20 protein-coding genes are annotated in these 23,063 nt (G+C 66.6%); 17 read left to right on the top strand and 3 right to left on the bottom strand.

The genetic code is table 11. The features are described 5' to 3' along the window. Positions 1-11: 11 nt before the first annotated feature. The 13 genes from AX708_RS03835 (at position 12) to asnB (ending at position 16,268) form a co-directional block, all read left to right on the top strand. The gene (locus AX708_RS03835; protein WP_066530543.1) at positions 12-377 is read left to right on the top strand and encodes a response regulator; all 366 of its coding nucleotides are present in this window, start codon (positions 12-14) and stop codon (positions 375-377) included. Further along, positions 374-1,555 carry a chemotaxis-specific protein-glutamate methyltransferase CheB gene (gene cheB, locus AX708_RS03830; RefSeq protein WP_197426133.1) on the top strand — a complete coding sequence of 394 codons (1,182 nt, stop codon included), beginning with the start codon at positions 374-376 and terminating at the stop codon, positions 1,553-1,555. Before AX708_RS03835 ends, cheB begins: the two co-directional genes overlap by 4 nt. Before the next feature lie 7 nt (positions 1,556-1,562). Next, positions 1,563-2,417, top strand: a complete 855-nt coding sequence (locus tag AX708_RS03825) for a protein-glutamate O-methyltransferase CheR (RefSeq protein WP_066530541.1) — start codon at positions 1,563-1,565, stop codon at positions 2,415-2,417. 123 nt (positions 2,418-2,540) lie between these two features. After that, complete coding sequence (locus tag AX708_RS03820) at positions 2,541-4,061, top strand: bifunctional diguanylate cyclase/phosphodiesterase (protein ID WP_197426132.1); 1,521 nt, start codon at positions 2,541-2,543, stop codon at positions 4,059-4,061. Beyond that, positions 4,058-5,878, top strand: a complete 1,821-nt coding sequence (locus tag AX708_RS03815; protein ID WP_066530538.1) for a methyl-accepting chemotaxis protein — start codon at positions 4,058-4,060, stop codon at positions 5,876-5,878. The genes AX708_RS03820 and AX708_RS03815 overlap by 4 nt, the downstream gene beginning before the upstream one ends. A gap of 49 nt (positions 5,879-5,927) precedes the next feature. After that, complete coding sequence (locus AX708_RS03810) at positions 5,928-7,835, top strand: methyl-accepting chemotaxis protein (protein WP_197426131.1); 1,908 nt, start codon at positions 5,928-5,930, stop codon at positions 7,833-7,835. A gap of 92 nt (positions 7,836-7,927) precedes the next feature. Continuing rightward, entirely contained in the window at positions 7,928-9,343 is a 1,416-nt protein-coding gene (locus tag AX708_RS03805) for an oligosaccharide flippase family protein (RefSeq protein WP_156443422.1), read from the top strand. A 286-nt stretch (positions 9,344-9,629) separates the two neighbouring features. Beyond that, on the top strand, positions 9,630-10,649 hold the full coding sequence (locus tag AX708_RS03800) for a polysaccharide deacetylase family protein (RefSeq protein WP_082745607.1): 1,020 nt from the start codon (positions 9,630-9,632) through the stop codon (positions 10,647-10,649). After that, the gene (locus tag AX708_RS03795; protein ID WP_066530527.1) at positions 10,646-11,401 is read left to right on the top strand and encodes a class I SAM-dependent methyltransferase; all 756 of its coding nucleotides are present in this window, start codon (positions 10,646-10,648) and stop codon (positions 11,399-11,401) included. The genes AX708_RS03800 and AX708_RS03795 overlap by 4 nt, the downstream gene beginning before the upstream one ends. After that, positions 11,401-12,324: a GNAT family N-acetyltransferase gene (locus AX708_RS03790; RefSeq protein ID WP_066530524.1), complete on the top strand. Its 924-nt coding sequence runs from the start codon at positions 11,401-11,403 to the stop codon at positions 12,322-12,324. Before AX708_RS03795 ends, AX708_RS03790 begins: the two co-directional genes overlap by 1 nt. Continuing rightward, the gene (locus tag AX708_RS03785; RefSeq protein ID WP_066530521.1) at positions 12,321-13,496 is read left to right on the top strand and encodes a glycosyltransferase; all 1,176 of its coding nucleotides are present in this window, start codon (positions 12,321-12,323) and stop codon (positions 13,494-13,496) included. The genes AX708_RS03790 and AX708_RS03785 overlap by 4 nt, the downstream gene beginning before the upstream one ends. 7 nt (positions 13,497-13,503) lie before the next feature. Then, positions 13,504-14,268, top strand: a complete 765-nt coding sequence (locus AX708_RS03780) for a class I SAM-dependent methyltransferase (protein WP_066530519.1) — start codon at positions 13,504-13,506, stop codon at positions 14,266-14,268. 26 nt (positions 14,269-14,294) lie between these two features. Further along, the gene (asnB, locus tag AX708_RS03775; RefSeq protein ID WP_066530518.1) at positions 14,295-16,268 is read left to right on the top strand and encodes an asparagine synthase (glutamine-hydrolyzing); all 1,974 of its coding nucleotides are present in this window, start codon (positions 14,295-14,297) and stop codon (positions 16,266-16,268) included. Positions 16,269-16,304: 36 nt separating this feature from the next. Here asnB and AX708_RS03770 read toward each other — a convergent pair whose 3' ends face one another. Next, a complete protein-coding gene (locus AX708_RS03770; protein ID WP_066530517.1) occupies positions 16,305-16,889 on the bottom strand; it encodes an HD domain-containing protein in 585 nt (194 codons plus the stop codon). Between the two features lie 724 nt (positions 16,890-17,613). Here AX708_RS03770 and AX708_RS03765 point away from each other — a divergent pair. From AX708_RS03765 to AX708_RS20240, 3 genes are read left to right on the top strand one after another with little or no spacing between them, the layout of a single operon-like run. Next, positions 17,614-17,850 carry a hypothetical protein gene (locus AX708_RS03765; RefSeq protein ID WP_066530515.1) on the top strand — a complete coding sequence of 79 codons (237 nt, stop codon included), beginning with the start codon at positions 17,614-17,616 and terminating at the stop codon, positions 17,848-17,850. Further along, a complete protein-coding gene (locus AX708_RS03760; RefSeq protein WP_066530507.1) occupies positions 17,847-18,071 on the top strand; it encodes a hypothetical protein in 225 nt (74 codons plus the stop codon). The genes AX708_RS03765 and AX708_RS03760 overlap by 4 nt, the downstream gene beginning before the upstream one ends. Positions 18,072-18,074: 3 nt before the next feature. Continuing rightward, the gene (locus AX708_RS20240) at positions 18,075-18,944 is read left to right on the top strand and encodes a hypothetical protein (protein WP_156443421.1); all 870 of its coding nucleotides are present in this window, start codon (positions 18,075-18,077) and stop codon (positions 18,942-18,944) included. Positions 18,945-19,103: 159 nt separating this feature from the next. Here the strand turns inward: AX708_RS20240 and AX708_RS03755 are convergent, their stop codons facing one another. Both AX708_RS03755 and AX708_RS03750 read right to left on the bottom strand, forming a co-directional pair. Beyond that, positions 19,104-20,192 (bottom strand): phage portal protein, encoded by a 1,089-nt coding sequence (locus tag AX708_RS03755; RefSeq protein ID WP_233999604.1) that lies wholly within the window; start codon positions 20,190-20,192, stop codon positions 19,104-19,106. A 23-nt stretch (positions 20,193-20,215) separates the two neighbouring features. Then, positions 20,216-22,111, bottom strand: coding sequence for a terminase large subunit domain-containing protein (locus AX708_RS03750; protein WP_082745605.1), 1,896 nt, complete (start codon positions 22,109-22,111; stop codon positions 20,216-20,218). Between the two features lie 152 nt (positions 22,112-22,263). On the opposite strand from AX708_RS03750, the gene AX708_RS03745 reads away from it, so the two are divergent. Continuing rightward, a partial coding sequence (locus AX708_RS03745; RefSeq protein WP_067489536.1) for a GPO family capsid scaffolding protein occupies positions 22,264-23,063 on the top strand: 800 nt, incomplete at its 3' end.

Raw genomic sequence — 23,063 nt, 5'->3', positions numbered from 1 at the left:
CAGGATCGCCCATGAAAACGTGCCTGATCGTCGATGATTCCCGCGTCATCCGCAAGGTTTCGAGACATATTCTCGAGACCCTGGGGTTTGCCGTCGAGGAAGCCGAGAACGGCAAGCTGGCATTGGATGCCTGCGACGGGGCGATGCCTGATGTGGTGCTGCTCGACTGGAACATGCCGGTGATGACGGGGATCGAATTCCTCATCGCGCTGCGCCAGCGCCCCGGCGGCGACAAGCCCAAGGTGGTGTTCTGCACCACCGAGAACGATGTCGCCCATATCCGCGAGGCGATTCAAGCCGGCGCTGACGAATATGTCATGAAGCCCTTCGATCACGAGACGCTGCAGATCAAGTTGCAGCTTGTCGGGTTTGCGTGACCCGTCCCGCCGCTTTGCCGCGCGCGTCGCGGGAGGATAGCCCGGGCCGCGCTCCCGCCCGCGCCGGAGCCGCTGCGGCGCCGATCCGGGTGATGATCGTCGACGATTCGCTGACGGTCCGCACGGTCTTCAAGCGCATGGTTGACAGCGACCCCGCGCTGGTGATCGCCGGTACCGCCGCGAGCGCCGAGCGCGCCATCGCCCAGCTTGCCGATACGCCGGCCGATGTGGTGCTGCTCGATCTCGAGATGCCGGGGATGGGCGGGCTGGATGCGCTCCCCGCGATCCTCGCCACGCCGGGCCGCCCGCAGGTGCTGGTGGTCTCCTCGCTGACGGTCGACGGGGCCGAACACACATTGAGCGCGCTCGAGATGGGCGCGGCCGACACGCTGCTGAAGCCGCGTCCGGGCGGCTTCAACGAGGATTACCGCGCCGCGCTGCTCGGCAAGATCCGCGCCTTGGGTTCGCGCGCGGCCACAGGCGCCGCCGAGGCGGGGACGTCCGCCGCCCTGCCCGATGCCGCTGCGGCCGAGCCCTCCTTCGTGCGCCCCGGCCTTGCGCGCCGCACGCGGCGGCCCGAGGTCGTCGCGATCGGCGCCTCGACCGGGGGCATCCATGCGCTCGGCCTGATGCTGCGGCGGCTGGGGCCCGATTTCGACGTTCCGCTGCTCATCACCCAGCACCTGCCCGCCAGCTTCATGCCGGTCTTCGCGCGCCAGATCGAGGCTGCCTGCGGGCGCCCGGCCGAAATCGCGGCAGAAGGCCTGATCCTGACCCCGGGCCGCATCGTCATCGCGCCGGGCCACGGCCACGTGGTGGTGAAACGCAAGAGCTCGGGCGGGCTGATGACCCGGATCAGCACCGAGCCGCAGCCGAGCGGCTGTCTGCCCTCGGTCGACCCGATGCTCGCCAGCCTCGCCGAGGCCTGCGAGGGCCGCGCGCTGGGCGTGATCCTGTCGGGCATGGGCCGCGACGGGGTGCTGGGCGCGGCCGCGCTCGTCGATGCCGGCGGCACCATCTTCGCGCAGGACGCCGATAGCAGCGCGGTGTGGGGCATGCCGGGCGCCGTTGCGCGCGCGGGGCTCGTCAGCCTTGTCGCCGCGCCCGACCGGCTGGGCGATGCGGTGATGGCGCAGGTGAACGCGCCCGCCCCCGCTGCCGCCGCGGCGCTCAAGTAGAGCGGCGATGGAAGCGAGCGAAGCCTCCCACCAGATCATCGCCGATCTGCTCGAAGCGCGCACCGGTCAGCACCTGACCGAAAGCCGCCGCTGGCGCGTGAACTCGGCGCTCGCGGGGATCTTCCGCCAGCACGGCATTTCCAATGTCGATCAGCTCGTCTGCCTGCTCGCCGACCCCGGTTCGGACGCTCTGGCGCAGGACGTGGTCGAGGCGCTGCTCAACAACGAGACCTATTTCTTCCGCGACAAGCCGACCTTCGACCAGCTGCCCGGCGAAGTCCTGCCCGAACTCGCCCATCGCCGCCGCGACGTGCGCCGCTTGTCGATCTGGTCGGCGGGCTGTTCGACGGGGCAGGAGGTCTATTCGCTCGCCATGCTGTTCGCCGAACAGGCCGAGCGCTGGCAGGACTGGACCATCGACATCATCGGCACCGATGTCTCGCACCGCGCGATCAGTATCGCGCGCGGCGGCATCTACAGCCAGTTCGAGGTGCAGCGCGGCCTCGGCGTTGCCCAGATGCTGCGCCATTTCGACGAGACACCCGGCGGCTGGCGGCTGCGCGACGAGGTGCGGCAGATGGTGCGCTTTGCGCAAGGCAACCTGCTCACCGCCGCGCACCCCGGCCGCCTGCCCTTCGATCTGGTGCTGTGCCGCAACGTGCTGCTCTATTTCGATCGCCAGGTCCGCCACGAGGCCTTCGACCGGCTCGCACGCGCAGTCATGCCCGATGGGTTCCTGATGCTCGGCGCGGGCGAGACCGTGGTCGGCCAGACCGACCGCTTCGTGCCCGCGCAGCGCCGCGCGAGCTTCTTCGAACCCGCCGCCGCGCCGACGCTGGCTACGATCCGCAAGATCGCCTGACCGGCCATCCTTCTACGCCTGTGCGGGGCCCGGGCTTTACCCTTCCTTAGCCGCTTGTGTTTAGCACGTTCCGGCAACCGCGCGACGCGAAGCGCGCTTTCGGGAAACCTGTCCTTGTTCACGGTGAAGCAACCCCTGCATCTGACCCCGGTCGGATTGGTGCTTATCCCGATCGGGGTGGCGAGCGTGCTGACCGGCGGGCTGGGATTTGCCATCGGTCTGTCGGGACGCTGGACGGTGATCTCGCAGGGGCCGATGCTGATCACCGCGATCCTGATCTATGCGGCCACGCTGTTCTTCCTCGGGCGCAGCGGCATCGCGACGATCCGCGGGCTCGAACAGCGCGCCCATATCGATCCCCTGACCGGCCTGCCCAACCGCCATGCGCTGCACGAGGACATCCAGTTCCTCGCCCGCGGGGATGACGAGGTGGCGCTGGCGATGATCGATCTCGACAGTTTCAAGCAGGTCAACGACCACTACGGCCACCATGTCGGCGACCAGCTGATCGACCTGTGCGCCGATGTGCTGCGCGAGGTGTGCGGCAAGGAAGCGCGCTGCTACCGCCTCGGCGGCGACGAGTTCGCGGCGGTGATGGCGGGCAAGGTCGCCGGCACGATCCTCGAAGGGATGTGCCGCGGGCTGCTCGAAAAGCTCGGCACGCCGCTGACCCTGGGCGATCGCCACATCGCGGTCGGCGCGAGCATCGGCCTTGCGCGGTCGACCGCCGAGAACCGCATCCCCTCCTCCGAGATGCTGCGCCGCTCCGATGTGGCGATGGACATGTCCAAGCGCGGCGGCAAGATGCGCTGCACCTGGTTCAACGAAAGCTTCGACCGCCGCCGCGAGCGCGTGCGCGAGATCGAGGACGAGATCCGCGCCGGGATTGCCGCGGGCGAATTCAGCCTCGCCTACCAGCCGCTGGTCGATGCCAACGACAAGCGCATCGTCGCGGTCGAGGCGCTGCTGCGCTGGAACCGCGGGCCGGAGCGCGATCCGCTGACCCCCAACATCTTCATCCCCGTGGCCGAGGATTCGGGCCTCATCAACCCGCTCGGGGTATGGGTGCTGCGCCAGGCGGTGTGCGACGCTGGCCGCTGGGGCGACATCACCCTGTCGGTCAACATCTCCGCCGCGCAGCTGCGCAACGCCGAATTCCCGATCAAGCTGGGCGAAGTGCTGGAAGAGACCGGCTTCCCCCCGCACCGGCTGGAGCTGGAAGTGACCGAGACCTGCCTCGTGCTCGATCCGGTGGTGGCCGAACGCACGCTTGACGTGATCCGCAGCTTCGGGGTGCGCATCGTGCTCGACGATTTCGGCACCGGCTATGCCTCGATCGGCTTCCTGCGGCGCTTCCGCTTCGAGAAGCTGAAGCTCGACCGCAGCCTTGTGGAGCTCGCGGGCGTCGATGACGGCAGCCGGGCGATGATGCTCTCCTCGATCGCGCTCGCCCGCGCGCTCGACATGGGCGTGACCGCCGAAGGCGTCGAGACCGAGGAACAGGCCGAACTCGTCCGCCTTGCCGGGGCCGACCAGATCCAGGGCTGGCTCTACCACCGCGCCGTGCCCGCTGCCGAAATCGACCGGCTGATCGCCGCGCAGAACCGCAACGCCGCAACAACCAAGGACGGGAAGGCCGCATGAGCGCGCTTCAGGACATCGCTCTCAATCTCGAGGCCGAGGCCGCCGGGCATCAGCCCGCCCCGGACGCTGCCCCCGCGCCCGTCACGCTGCCCGCCCGCTGGCAGCGCTGGTTCGCGCAGCTTTCGATCGGCAGCAAGATCACGCTGTTCTTCAGCCTCAACCTCGGCTTCGCGCTGGCGGCGGGGCTGTTCGTGGTGGCGGGCTATGTCGAACTCGGCCAGCGCGCCGAGTATATCCGCACCACCCACGATGCCGCCCTCAAGGCCGAGCGCCTGCTGGTGCAGCTGAGCGAAGGCCAGCGCCACGCCGAGCTGCTGGTCGCCGATGGCGATACTGCCCGCGCCCGCGCCGCGCGCGAGGCGCTGGACCGCGCCGCTGCCAGCGCCGCCACGCTGAGCGAGCGCGGCAAGGACGCCGGGATGGAGGAGCAGGACCGGCTCGCGCTGATCCGCGGAGGGATCGAGGATCTCGGTCGCCAGGTCACCGCCTACACCCCCGACACCGCCGACAGCGCCGCACGCCAGCGTCAGGCCGCCGAAATCGCCGCCACGGGCGATGCGGTGGTGGATGCCGCGCAGGCGCTCACCACGTCGCTCGGGAAGGAAGCCAAGGCGATGGCCGATGACGGCGCCGGCTTGATCAGCCGGTTGATGATGATGTGGATCGGCCTTGCCACCATCCTCACGCTCATCACCGTGTTCGCCCAGCGCTATTTCAACCGCACCGTGGGCGCGACCCTGAAGGCGATGGCCCGCCAGATGACCGCGATTGCCGCAGGCCAGCGCGATGTCGCGATCAGCGGCAAGGACCGCGCCGACGAGATCGGCGAGATGGCGCGCGCGACCGAAGTGTTCCACCGCGCCGGGCTGCGGCTCGAGAAGCTCAGCCGCGAACGCGCCGAACGCGCCAAGGCCGAGCTTGACGAACACGCCCGCCAGCAGGTCATCGCCGAGGAAGCGCGGCTCGAACGCGAGCGCATGATTGCCGGCATCGCCGACCAGTTCGAACGCACCGTGGGCGAAGTCGTCACCGGCGTGGTTGCCGCCTCCAGCCAGCTGCAATCGACCGCATCGCTGATGGCCACCACCGCCGAGGACGCGAGCCAGCGCACCGGCGAAGCGGCCACCGCGATGCAGGAAGCCAACCTCGGCGCAGCTGCGGCGGCCGCGGCAAGCGACGAATTCGCCATGTCGATCGGCGAGATCAGCCGCCAGGCCGCGTCCTCGGCCGAACTGGCGCGCGAGGCCAGCGTCTCGGCGCGTCAGGCCGACAGCACCATCGGTGCATTGGCCGCGAGCGCGCAGGAAGTCGGCCAGATCGTCGAATTGATCCAGACCATTGCCCAGCGCACCAACCTGCTCGCCCTCAACGCCAGCATCGAGGCTGCCCGCGGCGGCGAGGCCGGGCGCGGCTTTGCGGTGGTCGCGAGCGAGGTCAAGGAACTCGCCAACCAGACCAGCCGCGCGACCGAGAAGGTCGCCGAACAGATCCGCGCGATGCAATCGACCACCGGCGCCAGCGTCAGCGCGCTGCGCTCCATCGCCGCGCAGATCGAAAGCCTCGAGACCACCGCCGTCTCGATCGCCAGCGCGGTCGACCAGCAATCGGTCGCGGGTCATGATCTCGCCCGCAGCATCGACCTCGCTGCGCGCGGGACCGAGAAGGTTGCCGGCCACGTCGATACTGTGCGCGACCTTTCGCTTTCGACCGGCGCGGCGGCTGCGCAGGTGCTCTCGAGCGCGACCAGCCTCGAGGCTCAGGCCGCCACGCTGCGCACCCAGGTCCAGAGCTTCCTGTCGCGGGTGCGCGCGGGCTGACGCCAGGGCTTTTGCGGATCAACCGTTCATAAAGTATTTTCGTTCATCAATGCCGCCAAATGACCTGCGGGGGACGAGCGGCATGAACATGATGAGCTGGCAAGAGCGACGCGAGGAACTGGCCGTTCCCGATTTCGTGCGCGATCTCCAGAGCGATTTCGCCGAAGACGAGACCGAGGCTGCCGCTGCGCCTGCCGCCGCTCCGGCCCCCGCTCCGGCGCGCGTCTCTCTGCTCGAACGCCTCGCCTGGTTCCGCAACCTCAGCCTTTCGCGCAAGATCAATGCGGTGTTCGGCACCTTCCTCGGCGCCGGGCTGCTGATGGTGCTGGTGCTGGGCATCGGCCTCGGCGAGCTGTGGAACCGCTACAATTCGACCGCCCGCGTGAAGGAAGCGCTGGTGGCGGCCGGGCAGTTGCAGATGGCGGCAGGCGAACTGCGCTATCATTCGGTGCGCGCGCTCTACGACCCCTCCCCCGCCCCGCGCGATGCCCAGCGCGCCGCCGAAAGCGCGGTGATGACGCAGGTCACCGCGATCGCGGCCGCGGTCGAGAATGATGCGCCCGAACTCAGCCCCCGCGTCGATGCCCTGCGCGAGGAAATCGCGCGTTTCGAAAGCACCTACGACAGCGCCGCCGCCAAGCTGCGCAGCGGCGGCGACGCCAATGGCCTTGCGACCGAGGTTGCCGGGCAAGGCAGCGCGGTGATGGCCGCCAGCGCCTGGCTCGCCACCGATCTCGAGACCCGCGGCGACACCCAAGAAGCGACCGGCATCGCCTATTTCTTCAACCTGATCCTGATCATCGCCGCGCTGGCGGCGGTGGGCGGCAGCGTGCTGCTGCTCGGGCTGGCCTATCTCAGCCGCGATTTCTCGCGCAAGATCGTCGAGATCGCCAAGGGCATGAAGCAGCTTGCCTCGGGCGACCGGCACTTCACCATCGAGGGTGCCGACCGCCAGGACGAGATCGGCCAGATGGTCCGCGCGCTCGACCTGTTCAAGCGCGCCAACAAGTGGATGGAAGACCGCGCCCGCGAAAAGGCCGAGCGCGCCGAGCAGGAATTGCAGCTGCAGCAGGAGCGCGAGCGCGAGCGGCTGGAAGCCGAGGCCAAGCGCGCCGCGCTGCTCGACGATGTCGCGCGCCAGTTCGAACGCACCGTCGGCGACGTGGTGAGCGGCGTTGCCGCCGCCTCGAGCCAGCTCCACACCACCGCCACCCGCATGGCTCAGAGCGCCGAGGAAGCGAGCCGCCGCACCGGCGAAGTCGCGTCCTCGATGGAGGAAGCCAATGCCGGCGCCACGGCGGCAGCCGCGGCGAGCGACGAATTCGCGCTCTCGATCAGCGAGATCAGCCGCCAGGCGGCCTCCTCAAGCGAACTCGCGCGGCTGGCTACGGTCGCCACTGGTGAGGCGGACGAAACGATCTCGGCCCTCGCCGCCTCGGCGGACGAGGTGGGCCAGATCGTCGAGCTGATCCAGACCATTGCCCAGCGCACCAACCTGCTCGCCCTCAACGCCTCGATCGAAGCTGCCCGCGGCGGCGAGGCGGGCCGCGGCTTCGCGGTGGTCGCGAGCGAGGTCAAGGAACTCGCGATGCAGACCAGCCGCGCGACCGAAAAGGTCGCCGAGCAGATCCGCGCGATGCAGTCGACCACCGGCGCCAGCGTCAAGGCGCTGCGGGCAATCGCCGGGCAGGTCCGCGAGCTGGAATCCACCGCCGTCTCGATCGCCACCGCGGTCGACCAGCAATCGGTCGCGGGCCGCGATCTCGCCCAGAGCATCGATCTGGCCGCGCGCGGGACCGAAAAGGTGAGCGCCCATATCGAGGACGTGCGCCAGCTCTCGCTCTCGACCGGTGCGGCCGCCAGCCAAGTGCTCCTGAGCGCCAACGAGCTCGAAGCGCAGGCCGCCCATCTGGGCGATCAGGTGCGCGGCTTCCTGCGGACCGTGCGCGCGGGTTAGGCCTCCGCTCCCCGCCGACCTTGCCAAACGGCGCTGGTTGGCTGATGGGGCGCGCGTGGACCCGTCAGAGAATCAACACCCTGTGAGGCGCTGTGCGTGACCGGTCCAAGGGACTAGGCGCGCTGCTGCGGGACGCAGGCCGCCTGACATGGCTGCCCGCCGACATGGCGAACCCCCACGGCCTTTCGCGCAAGCTTGCGCATGCGGTGGGCGCAAGCTTCGCCGTCCGCGTCATCGGCATGGGGCTGACTTTCGCGACCGGCGTGCAGCTCGCGCGCTATCTGGGGCCCGAGCAGTTCGGCATCTACGCCGCCGTCATTGCCGTGGCAGCCCTGCTGACGGTTCCCGCCCAGTTCGGCTTGCCGCAATTGATCACCCGCGAAGTCTCGGTCGGCCTTGCAACGGACGAGCCTGCGCGCGTCAAGGGCGCGCTTCTCTGGTTCACGGCGACGATCATCGCGGCGTCCTTGCTGATGATGGCGATCGGCTGGATCGGGATGCAGCTGTGGCCATGGCCCAAGGTCGACGCGCTGACGGCCGCCTATGCATGGAGCCTCGCCACGATCCCGATGGCCGCGCTGATCGCCCTTGGCCTCGGCGCGCTGCGCGGCTTCCACCGGGTCGTTTCGGCGCAGGTCTACGAAGCCTTGCTGCGCCCGGCGCTGATGGCTGTGCTGCTGCTTGCGATGTTCCTCCTGTCCGGCCGGATGAGCGCGGCCACCGCCATTACCCTGCAATTGGCGGCCGGGCTGGCGACCTTGTGCGTCATCGGCTGGCACCTTGTGCGCATCACGCCCAAGGCGGTGCGCGCGGCCAAGGCACAGCGGACCGAGGCCGAGTGGCTACGCAGCGCCCTGCCGATGACCGGCACCGAAGTGATGCGCACCATCGACGGGCAGTACCCCGTGCTGCTGATCGGCGCGCTCGCCACGCTCGGCGACCTCGGCATCTTCCGCGTGGCTCTCGCCGTGTCCGCGCTGATCGGGTTCCTTGCGACGGCGGTCAATCTGGTCATCATGCCGCACATCGCCCAGCTTCATGCTGAGCGGAAAATCCGCCAGCTGGAGCTGATTGCCGTGGCATCGGCAGCGGTGGTGGTGGCCGGCGCCGCCGCGATGACGCTGGGGCTCTACCTCGTCGGCAGACCGCTGATCGGCTGGGCCTTCGGCGCGGCATTCATCCCTGCGTGGATACCGCTTCTGCTGATTGCCGTGTCCTACATCATCAACGGCATCTTCGGTTCGGCGACGATGATCCTCAACATGTGCGGCGAGGAGACCAAGCTGGTGCAGATCTACCTCGCCGGTCCGGTGGTCGGGATCGCGCTGGCGCTGGCGCTGTTCCCGTGGCTCGGCGTCTCGGCGATGGCGGTCGGCATGATCGCTTCGGAGCTCGCGAAGGGGATCTGGATGACTCTGGTGGCCCGCCGCAAGCTCGGCATTCGTACCTCGCTCTTTTCGATCGCCCCGGTGTTCGCGCAAAGGCCGGCGGGCCCGGCGCAGGATTGAGCCGACCCCGGCGGCAGTCCTGACACGAGAGTGTCGCAAGGGGCGATTACCGCCGCGCAGCGCTGCCCGTTGATTTTGCGGACAGTTCCGCGCCGGTCAGGCACAGCAAGGTTTCGGACCGAGCGGGCAAGCCAGATACTATACAGCCCGAGTCCCCCTCGATAAGGTTGCATGATTGAAATGAAACCGCTTTCATGAAATCCGGGGGAGCAGAGCCGGTGGCGCTTGCCAGTGCACAGGAAATGCCGACACGCCCCCGCGCGGCAGCGACGGGAAGGGCCGGATCATGATCTCTCTCGCCCGGTCGATGGCGAAGCGCGCCACGGTGGCCGTGCTGGGCAACGACCCGGCGCTCGGCGCCAAGCTTGCGTGGATCGCGCGCAGCGGTGCGCTGACGGTCCTCAACTTCCACCGCGTCGACGACGACAGCTCAAGCGCCTACGAGGCCATGTCGCCGAAGATCTTCGACGAGCTGGTCGGCTGGCTCAAGCGCCGGTTCGAGATCGTCACCTTCGCGGGGCTCGAGGCAGCCGGCGACACCGGGCGGCCCAGGCTCGTCCTGTCGTTCGATGACGGCTACAAGGACTTCATCACCACCGTCGTCCCCATACTCGAGGCCCACCGGGTCCGGGCCAACCAGAACATCATTCCGGCCTGTGTCGAAAGCGGCAAGCCGCCGCTCAACGTCATGCTGCAGGACTTCATCGGGCAGGCGCCCGACAGCCTGCTGCGCGAGACGCCGCTCCCGGGCTTTGAAACCGCGGAGGATCGCGGCGCGGCCACGCGGGATCGCGTTCTGACGGGGCGGCGTGCCTCGGCCGCGCTCAAGAACATGCCGATCGCCCGGCAGAAAGCGGCGATGGCGGCGCTCCAGCCGCATTTCGACCGGTTCGAGGGGTGGCGCACCACGCCGCTCATGACGATCGAAGACCTGCGGCAGATCGGCGACCTTCACGAATTCGGCGCGCACAGCATGGAGCATGCCACCATGGCCGCCGAAACCGACGACTATGTCGCCAATGACGCGCGCGCCTGCCAGGCGTGGTTCGGCCGCGCGCTCGGCCAGGCGCCGCGGGTCTATGCCTTCCCGAACGGCAGCCAGCGGCCCGGCCATGCCGAGATCGTCGCGGCCGCCGGCTTTGCGCATATCCTGCTGACGGGCGAACGCTTCTCTTACGCGGCGGCGACCGAGCATCACCGCATCACGATGTATGGCCGCAGCATGGCCGAGGCCCGCTTCCGCGCGACCGGCGGCACGGCCCGGCCGAGCGCGCAGGGCGGCACCAACAGGGGAACAGCTGAATGACCGGCGACGGAAATCTCGAGAAGTACAAGAGTGACGAGGTCGTCTCCTTCTACGAACGCCAGACCGATCTGCAGCCGTGCGAGCAGCATCTGTTCGCGCGCCACCTCACGCCCGGCATGGCGATCCTCGACATGGGCGTCGGCGGCGGGCGCACCACCCCCTACCTTGCCGAAGGTGCAGGCCGCTATGTCGGCGCGGATTATTCCGAAGAAATGGTCGCCGCGTGCCGCAAGCGCTTCCCGGACCTCGAATTCCGTCACTGCGACGCGACCGACATGGCGCAGTTCGCCGATGGCACGTTCGACGCGGTCGTGTTCTCGTTCAACGGCATCGACGTGATCCGCTCCGACGAGGCACGCGCGCGCTGCCTCGCCGAAACGGCCCGCGTGCTGAAGCCGGGCGGCGTGTTCATCTTCTCCTCGCACAACGCCCGGATTCTGGGCGTCTGGCCGCTGCTCGCCAATGCCCGCGGCCACCAGATCGTGTGGCGGATCGTGCGCTCGATCTTCAAGTCTGCCAGCCTTGCCGCGCGCAACTACGGCCGGGAGGCCTATGCCAGGGGCGAGGGCTATATCCGCGATCCGGTCCACGGCGGCATGGACCACTACGTCTCCACCCCGGCGACGATGGAGCCGCAACTGGCGGCGGCGGGCTTCACGGTTGTCGAGACCGTCGGCGGCCACTTTCCCGAAGTGTCTGCGCCCTATCTGACGCCCTGGTTTTACTACGCGGCGCGCAAACGGGACGCCTGATGAGCACCGGCGATACCCAGCCAACCCCTGCCTATCGCAGCATCTTCCTGGCCGATGACTGGGCGCACCAGCGCTATTTCGGATGGCGCGTGGTGGAGGACCGCCCGGGCCTGCGCGTGCTGGCCAAGCGCCGGGCGATCGTCACGCGCTATCTCGTCCTGTTGACGGTCACGGGGCGCGGGGCGCTGGACCAGTGGCTCGCGGCGCAGGCGGGGCTGGTCGATCTGACCGATATCATCATTCACGATTTCGACGGCGTCCTTTCGGAGCCGGTCCTGTCCGGCCGCACGTTCCACCGCGCCGCCTCGCACGAGCGTCTGCTCAACACGGCCACCTTCGTCATCGACCTGCGCCAGAGCGAGGACGGGCTGATGTCGGCGATGTCGTCGGATTACCGCCGGAAGATCAGGAAGGCCGAAGCCGGCGGGTGCACGGTCACGGCCTACACCGCGCCGCCCGCGGACCTCGTGAGCGCGTTTCTGGCGGCCCTCACGGATTTCTCGGGCGAGCGGGGCCTCAACATCGCCGAACCGGCGACGATTGCCGCCATGTACGGGGACGGGCGCGCCATCCTGCTGGTCGCGCGCAACGGCGGCGAGGCCAGCAACTACCTGCACCTCTACAAGGCCGGTGACGCAGCCAGCTTCATGTACGGCGTCAATCTGTCGAAAGTGAACGACGGGACCGGCCAGTATCTTCACTGGCAGGCGATGCGCCACCTCAAGGCCGCTGGGCTCGACTGGTACGATCTGGGCGGCGTCGCCAGCACCAGCGCGGAGGATGGCATCTTCACCTTCAAGCAGAGGTTCGGCGGGCAGCTGGTCGACCTCGGGACGGAGTGGCGATCGACCTCGGCTGTGGCCGCGCGCGGGCAGGCGCTTGCCGGCAGCCTCAAGGCGCTGGCGCGGGGGCGCACGCGGTGAACACCCACCCGATCGACACCGGCAAGATCGCGGCTGCCCGCAGCACGCCCCTGCCTGCCCGCGCCCGGCCCAAACGGCTTGCAATCCTGCTGCCGAGCCTGCTGCCTTTCGGCGGGGCCGAGCGTGTCGTCATCGCCAATGCCGAATGGTTCCTGTCCCAGGGCTACGCCGTCGATCTGGTGTTCCTCGACGAGCCTGCCGACGTTTCGGCAGCGGTGCCTGCCGGATGCCGGGTCTTCAATCTCGACGTCAAGCGCGCGAGGTGGGCGATCGGGCCCTTGGCGCGATACCTCAAGCGGGAGCGCGTCGATGTCGTCCATGCGAATATCTGGCCGCTGACATCGATCGCCGTGGTCGCGCACAGGCTCGCGCGGTCATCGGCGCGGCTGTGCCTCGCTGACCACAACCCGCTCTCGGTGCAATATGGCGGAGGCAGCCTTGCCAAGCGCTGGGCCCTGCGCGCGTCGCTGGCGCTGACCTACCCGCTCGCATCGGCGCGGATCGCGGTCTCGGGCGGCGTCGCGGACGATGTCGCCCGGCTCGCCTTCATGCCGCGCGGCAAGTTTCAGGTGGTGCACAATCCCGTGGGACTCCTGCCCGCGCCTCCGGGCCCCGACAGTTCCGTCGAGGCGGCATGGGGCGGATGGGCCGGCAAGCGCCTGCTGACAGTCGGCCGGCTCAAGAAGCAGAAGAACCATGCCCTGCTTATCCGCGCGCTCAAGATCGTGCGGCGTTCTATCGATGCGCGGCTGATGATCCTGGGCACCGGCGAATGCGAGGAGGAAACACGGGCGTTGATCGCCGCGGAGGGCCTGGCCGCGGACGTGCTGATGCCGGGGCATGTGGACAATCCGGTCCCCTTCTACGCCGCGTCCGATCTTTTCGTGCTCTCGTCCGACTACGAAGGCTTCGGCAATGTGCTGGTCGAAGCCCTTGCTTGCGGCCTCCCGGTCGTCTCCACGGATTGCCCGTCAGGCCCGGCGGAAATTCTCGAGGATGGCCGCTATGGCAGTCTGGTTCCGGTGGGTGACGCCGACGCGCTCGCGCGGGCCATCCTCGATGCGCTGGCGGCGACCCACGATCGCGAGGCGCTCAAGCGCCGCGCCGCCGACTTCGCGCCCGAGGTCGTCAACCGGAAGTACAGGCACGTTTTCTTCCCCGATCAAGGCTGAGTGACGAATGATTGAAAAAGCGAAGACGGCAATCTGGTTTGCACGCCGCCCGGCCTTCTGGGCGCATGGGGCAGAGCTTGCCCGCCGGAAATTCCTGCCCGATTACGACGGGACGCAGCTGCGCAGCGAGGCCGGGGCCTGGGCCGCGCGTCAGGCCGTGCCCATCGGCGAAGCCCTCGCGCGCCTCGGGATCAGCGGCGAGCTGCGGGGGATGAACAAGGCGGCCCTCGATGCGGGCTACGAGCGAGCGCGGCAATCGGCCGTGGAAATGGGCGGGCCGGGCGATCTCGATCTGCTGTTCGATGCGGTCCGGCTGACCGGGGCAAAGCGCGTGGTCGAGACCGGGGTCGCCTATGGCTGGTCGAGCTTCGCCATCCTCTCGGGGTTGGCCGAGACGGACGGCGGCCACCTGTGGAGCGTCGACATGCCCTACCCCAAGCAGGGGAACGAGCGGTTCGTCGGTATCGTCGTTCCGGAGGAATTGCGCCCGCGCTGGACGCTCATTCGCGAGCCCGACCGCAAGGGGCTGGAAAAGGCCATTCGCGCGGCTGGCGGCACATTGGATCTGTGCCACTACGATTCCGACAAGAGCTGGCACGGCCGCGGCTATGCCTTTCCGCTGCTGTGGGAGGCCCTCGCGCCCGGCGGCGTCTTCATCTCCGACGACATCCAGGACAACATGTATTTCGCCGAGTTCGTGACGGAGAAGAGTCTCACCTACGCGATCACGGAATCCGACGGCAAATATGTCGGAATCTTCCGGAAGACCTGATCTGCGATGACCACGGTACCATCCCCATGTGCGGCCTGACCGGGATACTGGCCCCCGATGGCCCTTCGTCGGATGAGCTTTCGCGGCTTGCCGAGGCGATGGCCACGGCCTTGCATCACCGCGGGCCCGACGCCGGGGGCATCTGGGCCGCAGACGGCATTGCGCTCGGCCACCGGCGGCTGTCGATCCTCGATCTCAGCGCCGCCGGAGCGCAGCCCATGGCCTCGGCCTGCGGGCGCTACGTCATCGCCTACAACGGCGAGATCTACAATCATCTCGATCTGCGCCGCGATCTTGCGGCGGCGGGGGCTGCGCCGGAGTGGCGGGGGCATTCGGATACCGAGACGCTGCTCGCCGGGATCGCCCACTGGGGCCTCGACGATACCTTGCGCCGGGCCACGGGCATGTTCGCCATCGCCCTGTGGGACATGCGCACGCGCAGCCTTTCGCTGGCGCGCGACCGCATCGGGGAAAAGCCGCTCTACTGGGGATGGGCCGGCCGCGCTCTGGTGTTCGCCTCCGAGCTCAAGGCGCTGCGCCAGCATCCGGAATTCCCGCGCGCGGTGTGCCGGCAGGCGCTCGCGCAATATCTGCGTTTTGCCTATGTGCCCGCGCCGCGCTCCATCCACCCCGGGGTCTACAAGCTCGAGCCCGGTTGCATTCTGACCATCGAAGGCAACCCGCCCGCCCATGCGCCCGCACAGCCCTTGCGGCCCGGCGACCGTCACGAAACGCTGTCGATCCGGCGCTACTGGTCGCTGGACGCCATGCTGGAGAGCGGGGCAGAGGCGCCGTTCTCCACCGAGGCCGAGGCGCTGGACGCCGTCGACGCAGCGCTGCGGACGTCGGTCGGCAGGCAGATGATTGCCGATGTGCCGCTCGGGGCGTTCCTGTCGGGCGGGGTCGACAGCTCGCTGATCGTCGCGCTGATGCAGACGCAATCCGCGCGCCCGGTCAGGACCTTCTCGGTCGGCTTCGAGAACCCCGCCTATAATGAAGCGCCCTACGCCGCCGCGGTCGCCCGGCATCTGGAGACCGATCACACCGAGCTGATCGTCACCGAGGCCGAGGCGCGCGCGGTCATCCCCCAGCTGCCGGTGATGTATGACGAGCCCTTCGCGGATTCCTCGCAGATCCCGACCCACCTGGTGTGCCGTGCCGCCCGGCGCGATGTCACCGTGGCCCTTTCGGGCGATGCGGGAGACGAGCTGTTCGGCGGCTACAACCGCTACCTCTGGGGCCCGCGCATCTGGCGCAGGCTGGACCGGGTGCCGCACGCGCTCCGGGCCGGGCTGGCGCGGGGGATGGCGGCGGTGTCGGTGGAGACGTGGGACCGCATCGGCAGCCTGACCGGCGGCAGGGTCAGCCGCTTGGGAGAAAAGGCGCACCGCCTTGCCGTCACGCTTCGCGATGTGCGGACGTTCGATGATCTCTACCGCGGCCTCGTGTCGAGCTGGCCGGGGGAGGCGCTGGCGATCGGGCCGGGCGACCCGGCGCGCACCCTGCTCGACGATCCTCTGCCGGCGGTGCTTGCCGGTGACCCCGCGACGCTGATGATGGCGCAGGACATGCGCACCTATCTGCCCGACGATATCCTGTGCAAGGTCGACCGGGCGGCGATGGCCATCAGCCTCGAGACGCGGGTGCCGTTTCTCGATCCCGAGGTGCTGATGGCCTCGGCCCGCCTGCCCTCGCACATGAAGATCCGCGGCGGTGAGGGAAAGTGGGCCCTGCGCCAGATCCTCTATCGCCATGTCCCGCGCGAGCTGATCGAGCGGCCCAAGATGGGTTTCGGCATCCCGATCGGCGATCTGCTGCGCGGGCCGCTGCGCGCCTGGGCCGAAGACCTGCTCGCCGAGGATCGCTTGCGGCGCGACGGGCTGATCGATCCTGTGCCGGTGCGCCAGGCCTGGGACGAGCACCTCTCGGGCCGGCGGGACTGGACGCAGCGGCTGTGGATCGTGCTGATGCTGCAAGCGTGGCTGCTCGCGCAGGAGTGACGGGCATCGATCCGCGGGCGGCTGTTGTCGTTTGTCCTAAGCGCGCGTTGCCAGTTCTTCCATTTCGTCGACTTCGCGTGCGAAGCGCTCGGCAGCGATCCCCGGCGCATGGGTGCGGAAGGCGTCTGCCAGTGCGCGATAGTACCACAAGGTGCCGCCCTTCCCGCCCGTGAAGCGGCTCCAGACGACCGCGCCGTGGGCGCGCAGGTCGGCGTTGATCGCGGCGGCGTTGTGGGTCTTGTCGGCGAGGCTCACCGCGAGGCTGCGCGGCGGCTTATGGGCGAGGCTGGCGATATAGGCCTCCTTGCGCGGGTGCCAGGCGGGCTTGGGCTCCGTGTGGCTATCGGTGCAGTCGGCAACGATCTGCGCGACGCCGTCGCCATAGAGGGCGCGGATTTCCTCGAGCCGGGCGAGGCCGCCCTGATCCTCGACCGCATCGTGCAGCAGCGCGGCGATCGCCTGATCCTCGTCCGCCCCGTTCTCGAGCGCGATCGCTGCGACGGCGAGGAGGTGCGAGACATAGGGGATGCCCGAGCCCTTGCGGGTCTGGGTGCGGTGCAGCTGGCTGGCATAGGCGAGAGCATTGTCGAACCGCGCGGTGAGGAAGGGGGCATCGGTCATCGTGATCCTCCTGCTGGCAAACCAAACGCCAATCGCGCCCGGCAGCGAGGCTGCGGGCGTAATCTGCGTTGACTTGTGGTGGGTTTAAAACGGTGGTTGCGGGAGCACGATTTGCACACAAGCATACATTGCAGATCGCCGCCTAGCTTCACTGGATAATTCCGCATCTACCCGACAGCCCGACGCGCAGGTTAGCGCGATCGGGCTGTTTTCGTCGAAAAATGGCAGAACTCCGTCGAGCCCCTGCTAGTTCAGGGTATGCGCGGCAAAGGCATAACATCCCTAACATTCGTTCAATTCCAAAGGCTTAGGACATAACATTTCTATAATATTGATATAACCAGATTATGTCTTCTAACCCTAACATCGGCGCTTTCGAAACCGCTGGAATTTCAATAAGGTAATGCCGAGAGCCGAAAAAGATTATGTCGCGTAATGGCCGAACCATAACCTGAAAAATGGCGGATTCCTGCGGTTTCTCGCCCTCATTTCTGGGCAGGTAATGGATGTTATGCCTTCGCCGCACACACCCCCCACCGGCGGCGGCATCAGCGATCGGCTGCCTTGCATATCGAGAGGCAAAAAAGGCGAAGGCGAGGCGTGGGGGCGAGCGCGGCGCGCGGGGTCGGGCGAAGGGGGATCGGCGCGCTGGGGCTCGCATCAGGGGCAATGCGTAGGGCGCGAGGCATTGCGCTCTGTTCTATGTTTGTTCTATCGCGGGGCGATGGGAAGAATCGTTCTCGAACGGCTGTCCGACTTCGTCCGCTATGGCTACGCCGCGCGGGTCACTTGCCGCGTCTGCGATCATGCGACGGTCAGCGACCCGCGGGTGCTGATGATCATCGCGAACCGGCGCCGCGTCGGTCAGGCGATCGAAGCCCTGGAAGGCCGGCTGAAATGTTCGCAATGCGGCTTCGTCGGCGCCCAGATCACGCCCAGCATGGCGGAGCGCTCGCCATGAAGCCCCGCCCCAGCCTGTTCATCCGCGACCTGGAAGGCGGCGTCATAGAGGCTTCACGCCGCTACCTGGACCGCGTCGAGACGCGCGAACAGCTGGCCGCGATCGACGGGCAGCTGCGCGACATGATGGGCGAAGGTTGCATCGTCGACGATGATGTCGGAAACTGGATGGCATTCTGGGCGCAGCGCGATCTGCCGGTCAGGCAAAGGGGGAAATCTTAAGTCATGAAAGCCCCGCCAGGCATGTCTGCTAGGGTCGATCGCCTTCTGCGAGGCGACGCGCAGACCGCAGACTTGGACCGCATCTTCCTCTGGTTGCGTGAAGCGCCATTTGGACTCAATGCGGTCAAAGACGTCGGCGATTTCGCCGCACATTTTGGCGAACGCAAGATGGGGCGAACGTGGTCACATGCGAATAACCACTTTGATGCGCTGCGCGCTCACATCGCACTGGAAGGTTTTGGAAAGGCAGATGTCGAGATAATTAAAAAGGGAGCCCTAGCCGCCTTTAATCTCGCAGAACCGATTGCAATAAAGAAAATCACCGGAATTAGCCCGAAAAAATCTAAAGCCTTATTGAGTCAAATAACCGATAAATTAGAACATTTTGATATTTCATCGAAGAAAATTCAAGCCGATCTTTCTGACTATGAAAAGACGTTTTTGAAGAATTTTCTCGGCGTAGTCCCAGGAAATCCTGTCTTCACTCAAAAACAATTGATTGATGAGTTGTATTTTCTATTGCTTAAATCAAAGCTAATTGAAGTTCATGATAAATCGAAACTGCTTTCGCAGTCTGACCTAGTTGCGGCCTATGCAATTACAAAAATGAACGGATGCAAAATCAATATAGACACTGACGTTTTTGCAATCCTAAGTATGGGCATCGACTATACTAGGCAAGAATTGATAGTTTGGTCGGGCGTGAGAATTTCTCTTGGGGAAATGGGAGCGCCAACTTTTGCGTTTCCGATTTTTCGAACCTCATGCAATGTCGATGATTGGATCGATAGAGAGCTTATCGATGCGCCAGAAAGCCCCACGGAGGCGATCGAATTCGAGATCGAGAAACGTCGAATTTCGCCAGTCACATAGCTGCGATTTGTAAATATTGATTTTTGCCGGATACGATCGCGACCCGTCATTCGCATCGCTTCCCCGCTGGCCGCGCGCCTGGTTCGCCGCATCGCATGACAAAAGCCCGCGACCTGATTGGTCGCGGGCTTCATGGTTCGGGCTCGCCCGCTGGACTGGTCAGCTGGCGATCGGACCCGATGACCCTTCGCGCAGGACGCGGCGCCCCTGGGGCGTGATTTCCTGGCCATCGCTGGCGCTGTAGTTATCGAAGCGCAGCACTTCGGCGCCGAAGAACTGGTTCATCGACAGCATGCGCCGCATGATCGGCGCGATTTCGATCTGGAAGAACGTATCGAGCGCCTCGCCCACCTTCCCGAACCCGCCCGAATTCGTCGGGACGATGCCCAGCAGCTGCGGCGGGACGCGATGCGCGGCCAGCATGTCATCGCGCGAAATGTTCTTCACCCCGCTGAATTCGTCCTTCGCGGCGACATCGGCGATCGGCAGCACCTGGACCCCGTCTTTCTTCCCGCCTGGCATGTAAAGGAACATATTCTTGAAGTTCCCGACGCCCTTCGCCGACTTCATTTTCTCGGCGATCTTCTGGGCGGTCGCCTGATCGGCGAAGGCGTCATTGACGTAAAGGATGAAGCCCGCATGCGCCCCGTTCAGGTAATAGCGGCGGCGGAACAGGGTCGCATTTTCGTTCAGCAGCCCCGACTGCAGCGCCGCCAGCCATTCGGGCAGCCCATAGATTTCCTGCGCGACATCGGGCTGCTGCAGCTGGAAGATCGCGCCTTCGTCAAAGCGATGTTCGCGCTGCAGGCCGATGCCGCCCAGGCCGACGAAATAGAACCCGCCGCCGCCCTTCGGCGCGCGCACATGCCGCGCCGGCGCATGCTTGCAGCGGGCGAGCCCGCCGCGGATGTTTGGCACCGCCTCAAGATAGCCGTTGCCCATCTGCAGGAAGTCGAGCGCGAACCGTTCGAAATCCGCCGCGCCCAGCTGGGCTGTCGGCGCGTGAAGGCCGGTCAGCAGGTTGACCTTCAGCCCGATCGCGGCGCGATGTTGCGGCGCCATGTTGAAGACCTGGGCGAGCCTGTCCATCGGCAGCGGCGGTTCGAACCAGCGGCCATTGTGCCAGATCTCGAAATAGTCGGTCAGTTCGCGGCGATCGATGACGCTTTCGGCATCGCCGAAGCTGAAGGCCATCGCCTTCGAAGGTTCATCAGCCTGGGCCTGGGTCATCAGGGTCTGGTCGGTCATCGGGTCGGTTCCTTTCGGGCGGGTCAGTCGGAGAAGATCACCTGGTCGACGCCGCCGGCATCGATCGCGGCGGCGATGTCCAGGGGTTCATTCGAAAAGGCGTGAAGGATGGCCCAGGCGATGTCGGCATGCCCGATCTGGCCGTTTCTGCTGGCCGTATAGGTCACGCCCTTCCCGCTGCCGGTCAGCGCGGGGCGGATGGCCATGAAGGCTTGCATGACATCAGACCAGCCCTGGTCGAATTCGACGCGACCCGAGCGGAACAGCGACTGGCCTTTGATGACCAGCGCGGTCTTCGTCGCGACCGAATATTCGATCGCCCGCACGTTCGGGAACCAGCGCTTCACGATTTCGAAGACCGCGCGGCCATGCCCTGTCGTGTCGATCGAAATGTCGGTCACATTGTAGCGATCGGCGACCGACCTGATGAAATCCGCCTGACCCTGGAAATCCAGGTCGTTCAGGCGATACTTGTCGAGGATGCGGAACTTGCCGACGCCCAGCTGGTCGGGCGGCGCGATCACCGCCAGGGCGGCATCGTCGCGCCCTTGCTTGTTCGGGTCATATCCCAGCCAGACCGGCTTGTCGCCGAAGGGGCGACCGCCTGGGATGTCCAGCAGCGCCGGCCGGAAATCGCGCCAGCTGAAGAAGCTGTCGACCCGCGCCGGCGCGAGGCGCGCCCAGGGGAAGCTGCTGGCCGCATCGTCGACAAATTCGCACCCGTAAAGGTTCCTGAATTCGTCTTCGCTGGATTCGGCGCGCAGTTCTTCGATGTCGACCAGTTCGCCCAGCCCGCCGGCGATCGCGTCCTGCAGCGTGACCACCTGGCACCAGCTGCCATCGGGCATGATCTTGCCGCCGGCCAGGTTCTTGTGGCTGCTGTCGAAGGGCCGCTGTTTCGACTTGGCCTTGCCGCTGTTCCATTCCTCGCCCGACCAGAAGGCGAAGGCTTCATGGGTCTTCGTCGAAGGCGTCGAAAAATAGGTCCGCTTGAAAATCTTATGGGTCGCCATCGCCGCGGCGACCTTGCGCAGCTGGGCGAAGCCATGAACCCAGAAGAATTCGTCGAAATAGAAGTCGCCGCTTTCGCCCTGGGCTGTGTTGGAATTCGTCGAAATCGGATAGAGCCCGACCATGTCGAGCGACAGCGGTTCGCCTTCGGCATCTGTCAGCCCGCCGAAGTCGATCATGATCGGGTCGCCGGCCAGGTCGACATCGCAGACCCGCTTCACCCAGCTGACCAGTTCGCGCTTGAACTTCATCGCCTGGCGCTTCGATGCCGACAGGAAAATCTGGTTTCTGGGCTGCTGGCCGGCCAGCACCGCTTCGGCGATCTTCGCCAGCGCCTCACGCGCGAAATACCAGGTCGCCCCGATCTGGCGCGACTTCAGTATCTTGCGGGTCCGCTGGTCGCGCTGTTCCCACCATGCCGCCTGATAGGCGAAGTTCTTTTCATGGAAGTCGTCCAGCAGCGCCTGCCACTGGTCGCGGGTCAGGAAATTGCGGCGCTTTTCCTCGCGCTTGGCCTTCGCTGCGTCATCGTTTCGACGCTCGATCTTCGGGTTCAGGTCGCTGGCCTTGCCCGACTGTTCGAACTTCGCGATGCGCGCTGAACGCTCCATCTGCCGCATCAGGAAGTCGACCCGCTTCATGTCGCCTTCGCTGAAATCGGGTTTGTCCAGATAGCTGGCGATCTTCGCTTCGATGCGGTCTTCGATGATCTGGCGCGGGCTGACATCATCCCAGGCGCCGCGCTTTTTCCAGCTAGCCAGGGTCTGATAGATGACCCCTAGTTCCTGGGCGATCGCGGCCAGCGACCACCCGCGCCAATAGAGCGACCGCGCCTGGCGCTTCAGGAACGCGGCGGTCAATTCGGTCTGGCCATCGGATGCGGGCAGCAACTGCATGGCTTCAGCCATGCACCCCGCGCCCCTGGGCTTGGCTATCGCCTCGCGCGGTCGAAGCCGCTTTCACCCGCGCGCGGCGTTGCATGATGCGCCCCAGGCAAGGCCTTAGTGACCCAGAACCGACGCGCCTGGTTCGGCGCAGCAGACCCTGGAGTCCGAAGACTATGAAGACGAAGCCCTTCCTGCTCGCCACCGCCGGCGCCACCGTCGACGGTCGCGTCATCGACGCGGAAATGCTGAACCAGATGGCCGAAGGCTATGACCCGAAGGTCTATGGCGCGCGCCTGAACATCGAACATGTCCGCGGCATCGGCGCGCAGTCGCCCTTCCGCGCCTATGGCGATGTCCTGGAACTGTCGACCGACGATGTCGATGTCACCATCCACGGCAAGACCGAGCGCCGCCGCGGGCTGTTCGGCGTCCTGGACGTGACCGAGGAAGCCCAGCAGCTGAACGGCGCCAGCCAGAAGGTCTATCCGTCGATCGAAATCGAACCCAACTTCGCCGGCAGCGGCAAGGCCTATCTGATGGGCGTCGCCCTGACCGACAGCCCCGCTTCGATCGCGACCGATCGGCTGCAGTTCAACCGCGCTCGCCCTGGCGCGCTGACCCTTTCCGCCGACGCGCCCGACCAGGCCTTCGCGATCGAATTCCCCGACGCGGGCGGCGACACCGGCAGCCAGACCTTCCTGACCCAGCTGGGCGGGATGTTCGACGCCTTCGCCGCAAAGCTGACCGGCGGCGCCAAGCCCGCCGACCCGAAGCCCGCCGCCAAGCCCGAAGGCGAAGCGGGCGGCGCGCTCGACTTCGCCCAGCTGCGCCCCCTGTTCGAAGAAATGGGGAACCAGTTCGCCGCGCAGATCACCGCCCTGGACGCGAAGATCGCCGACGCGGTCGACGGGTTCGCGGTCAAGCTGAAGGCGATCGAAACCACCGTCGAAACCACGCCGGCAGACACCTATCG

It is taken from the genome of Erythrobacter sp. CCH5-A1, assembly GCF_001557115.1.
Lineage (GTDB): Bacteria > Pseudomonadota > Alphaproteobacteria > Sphingomonadales > Sphingomonadaceae > Erythrobacter.
This window is presented reverse-complemented; position numbering and strand designations above follow the sequence as displayed.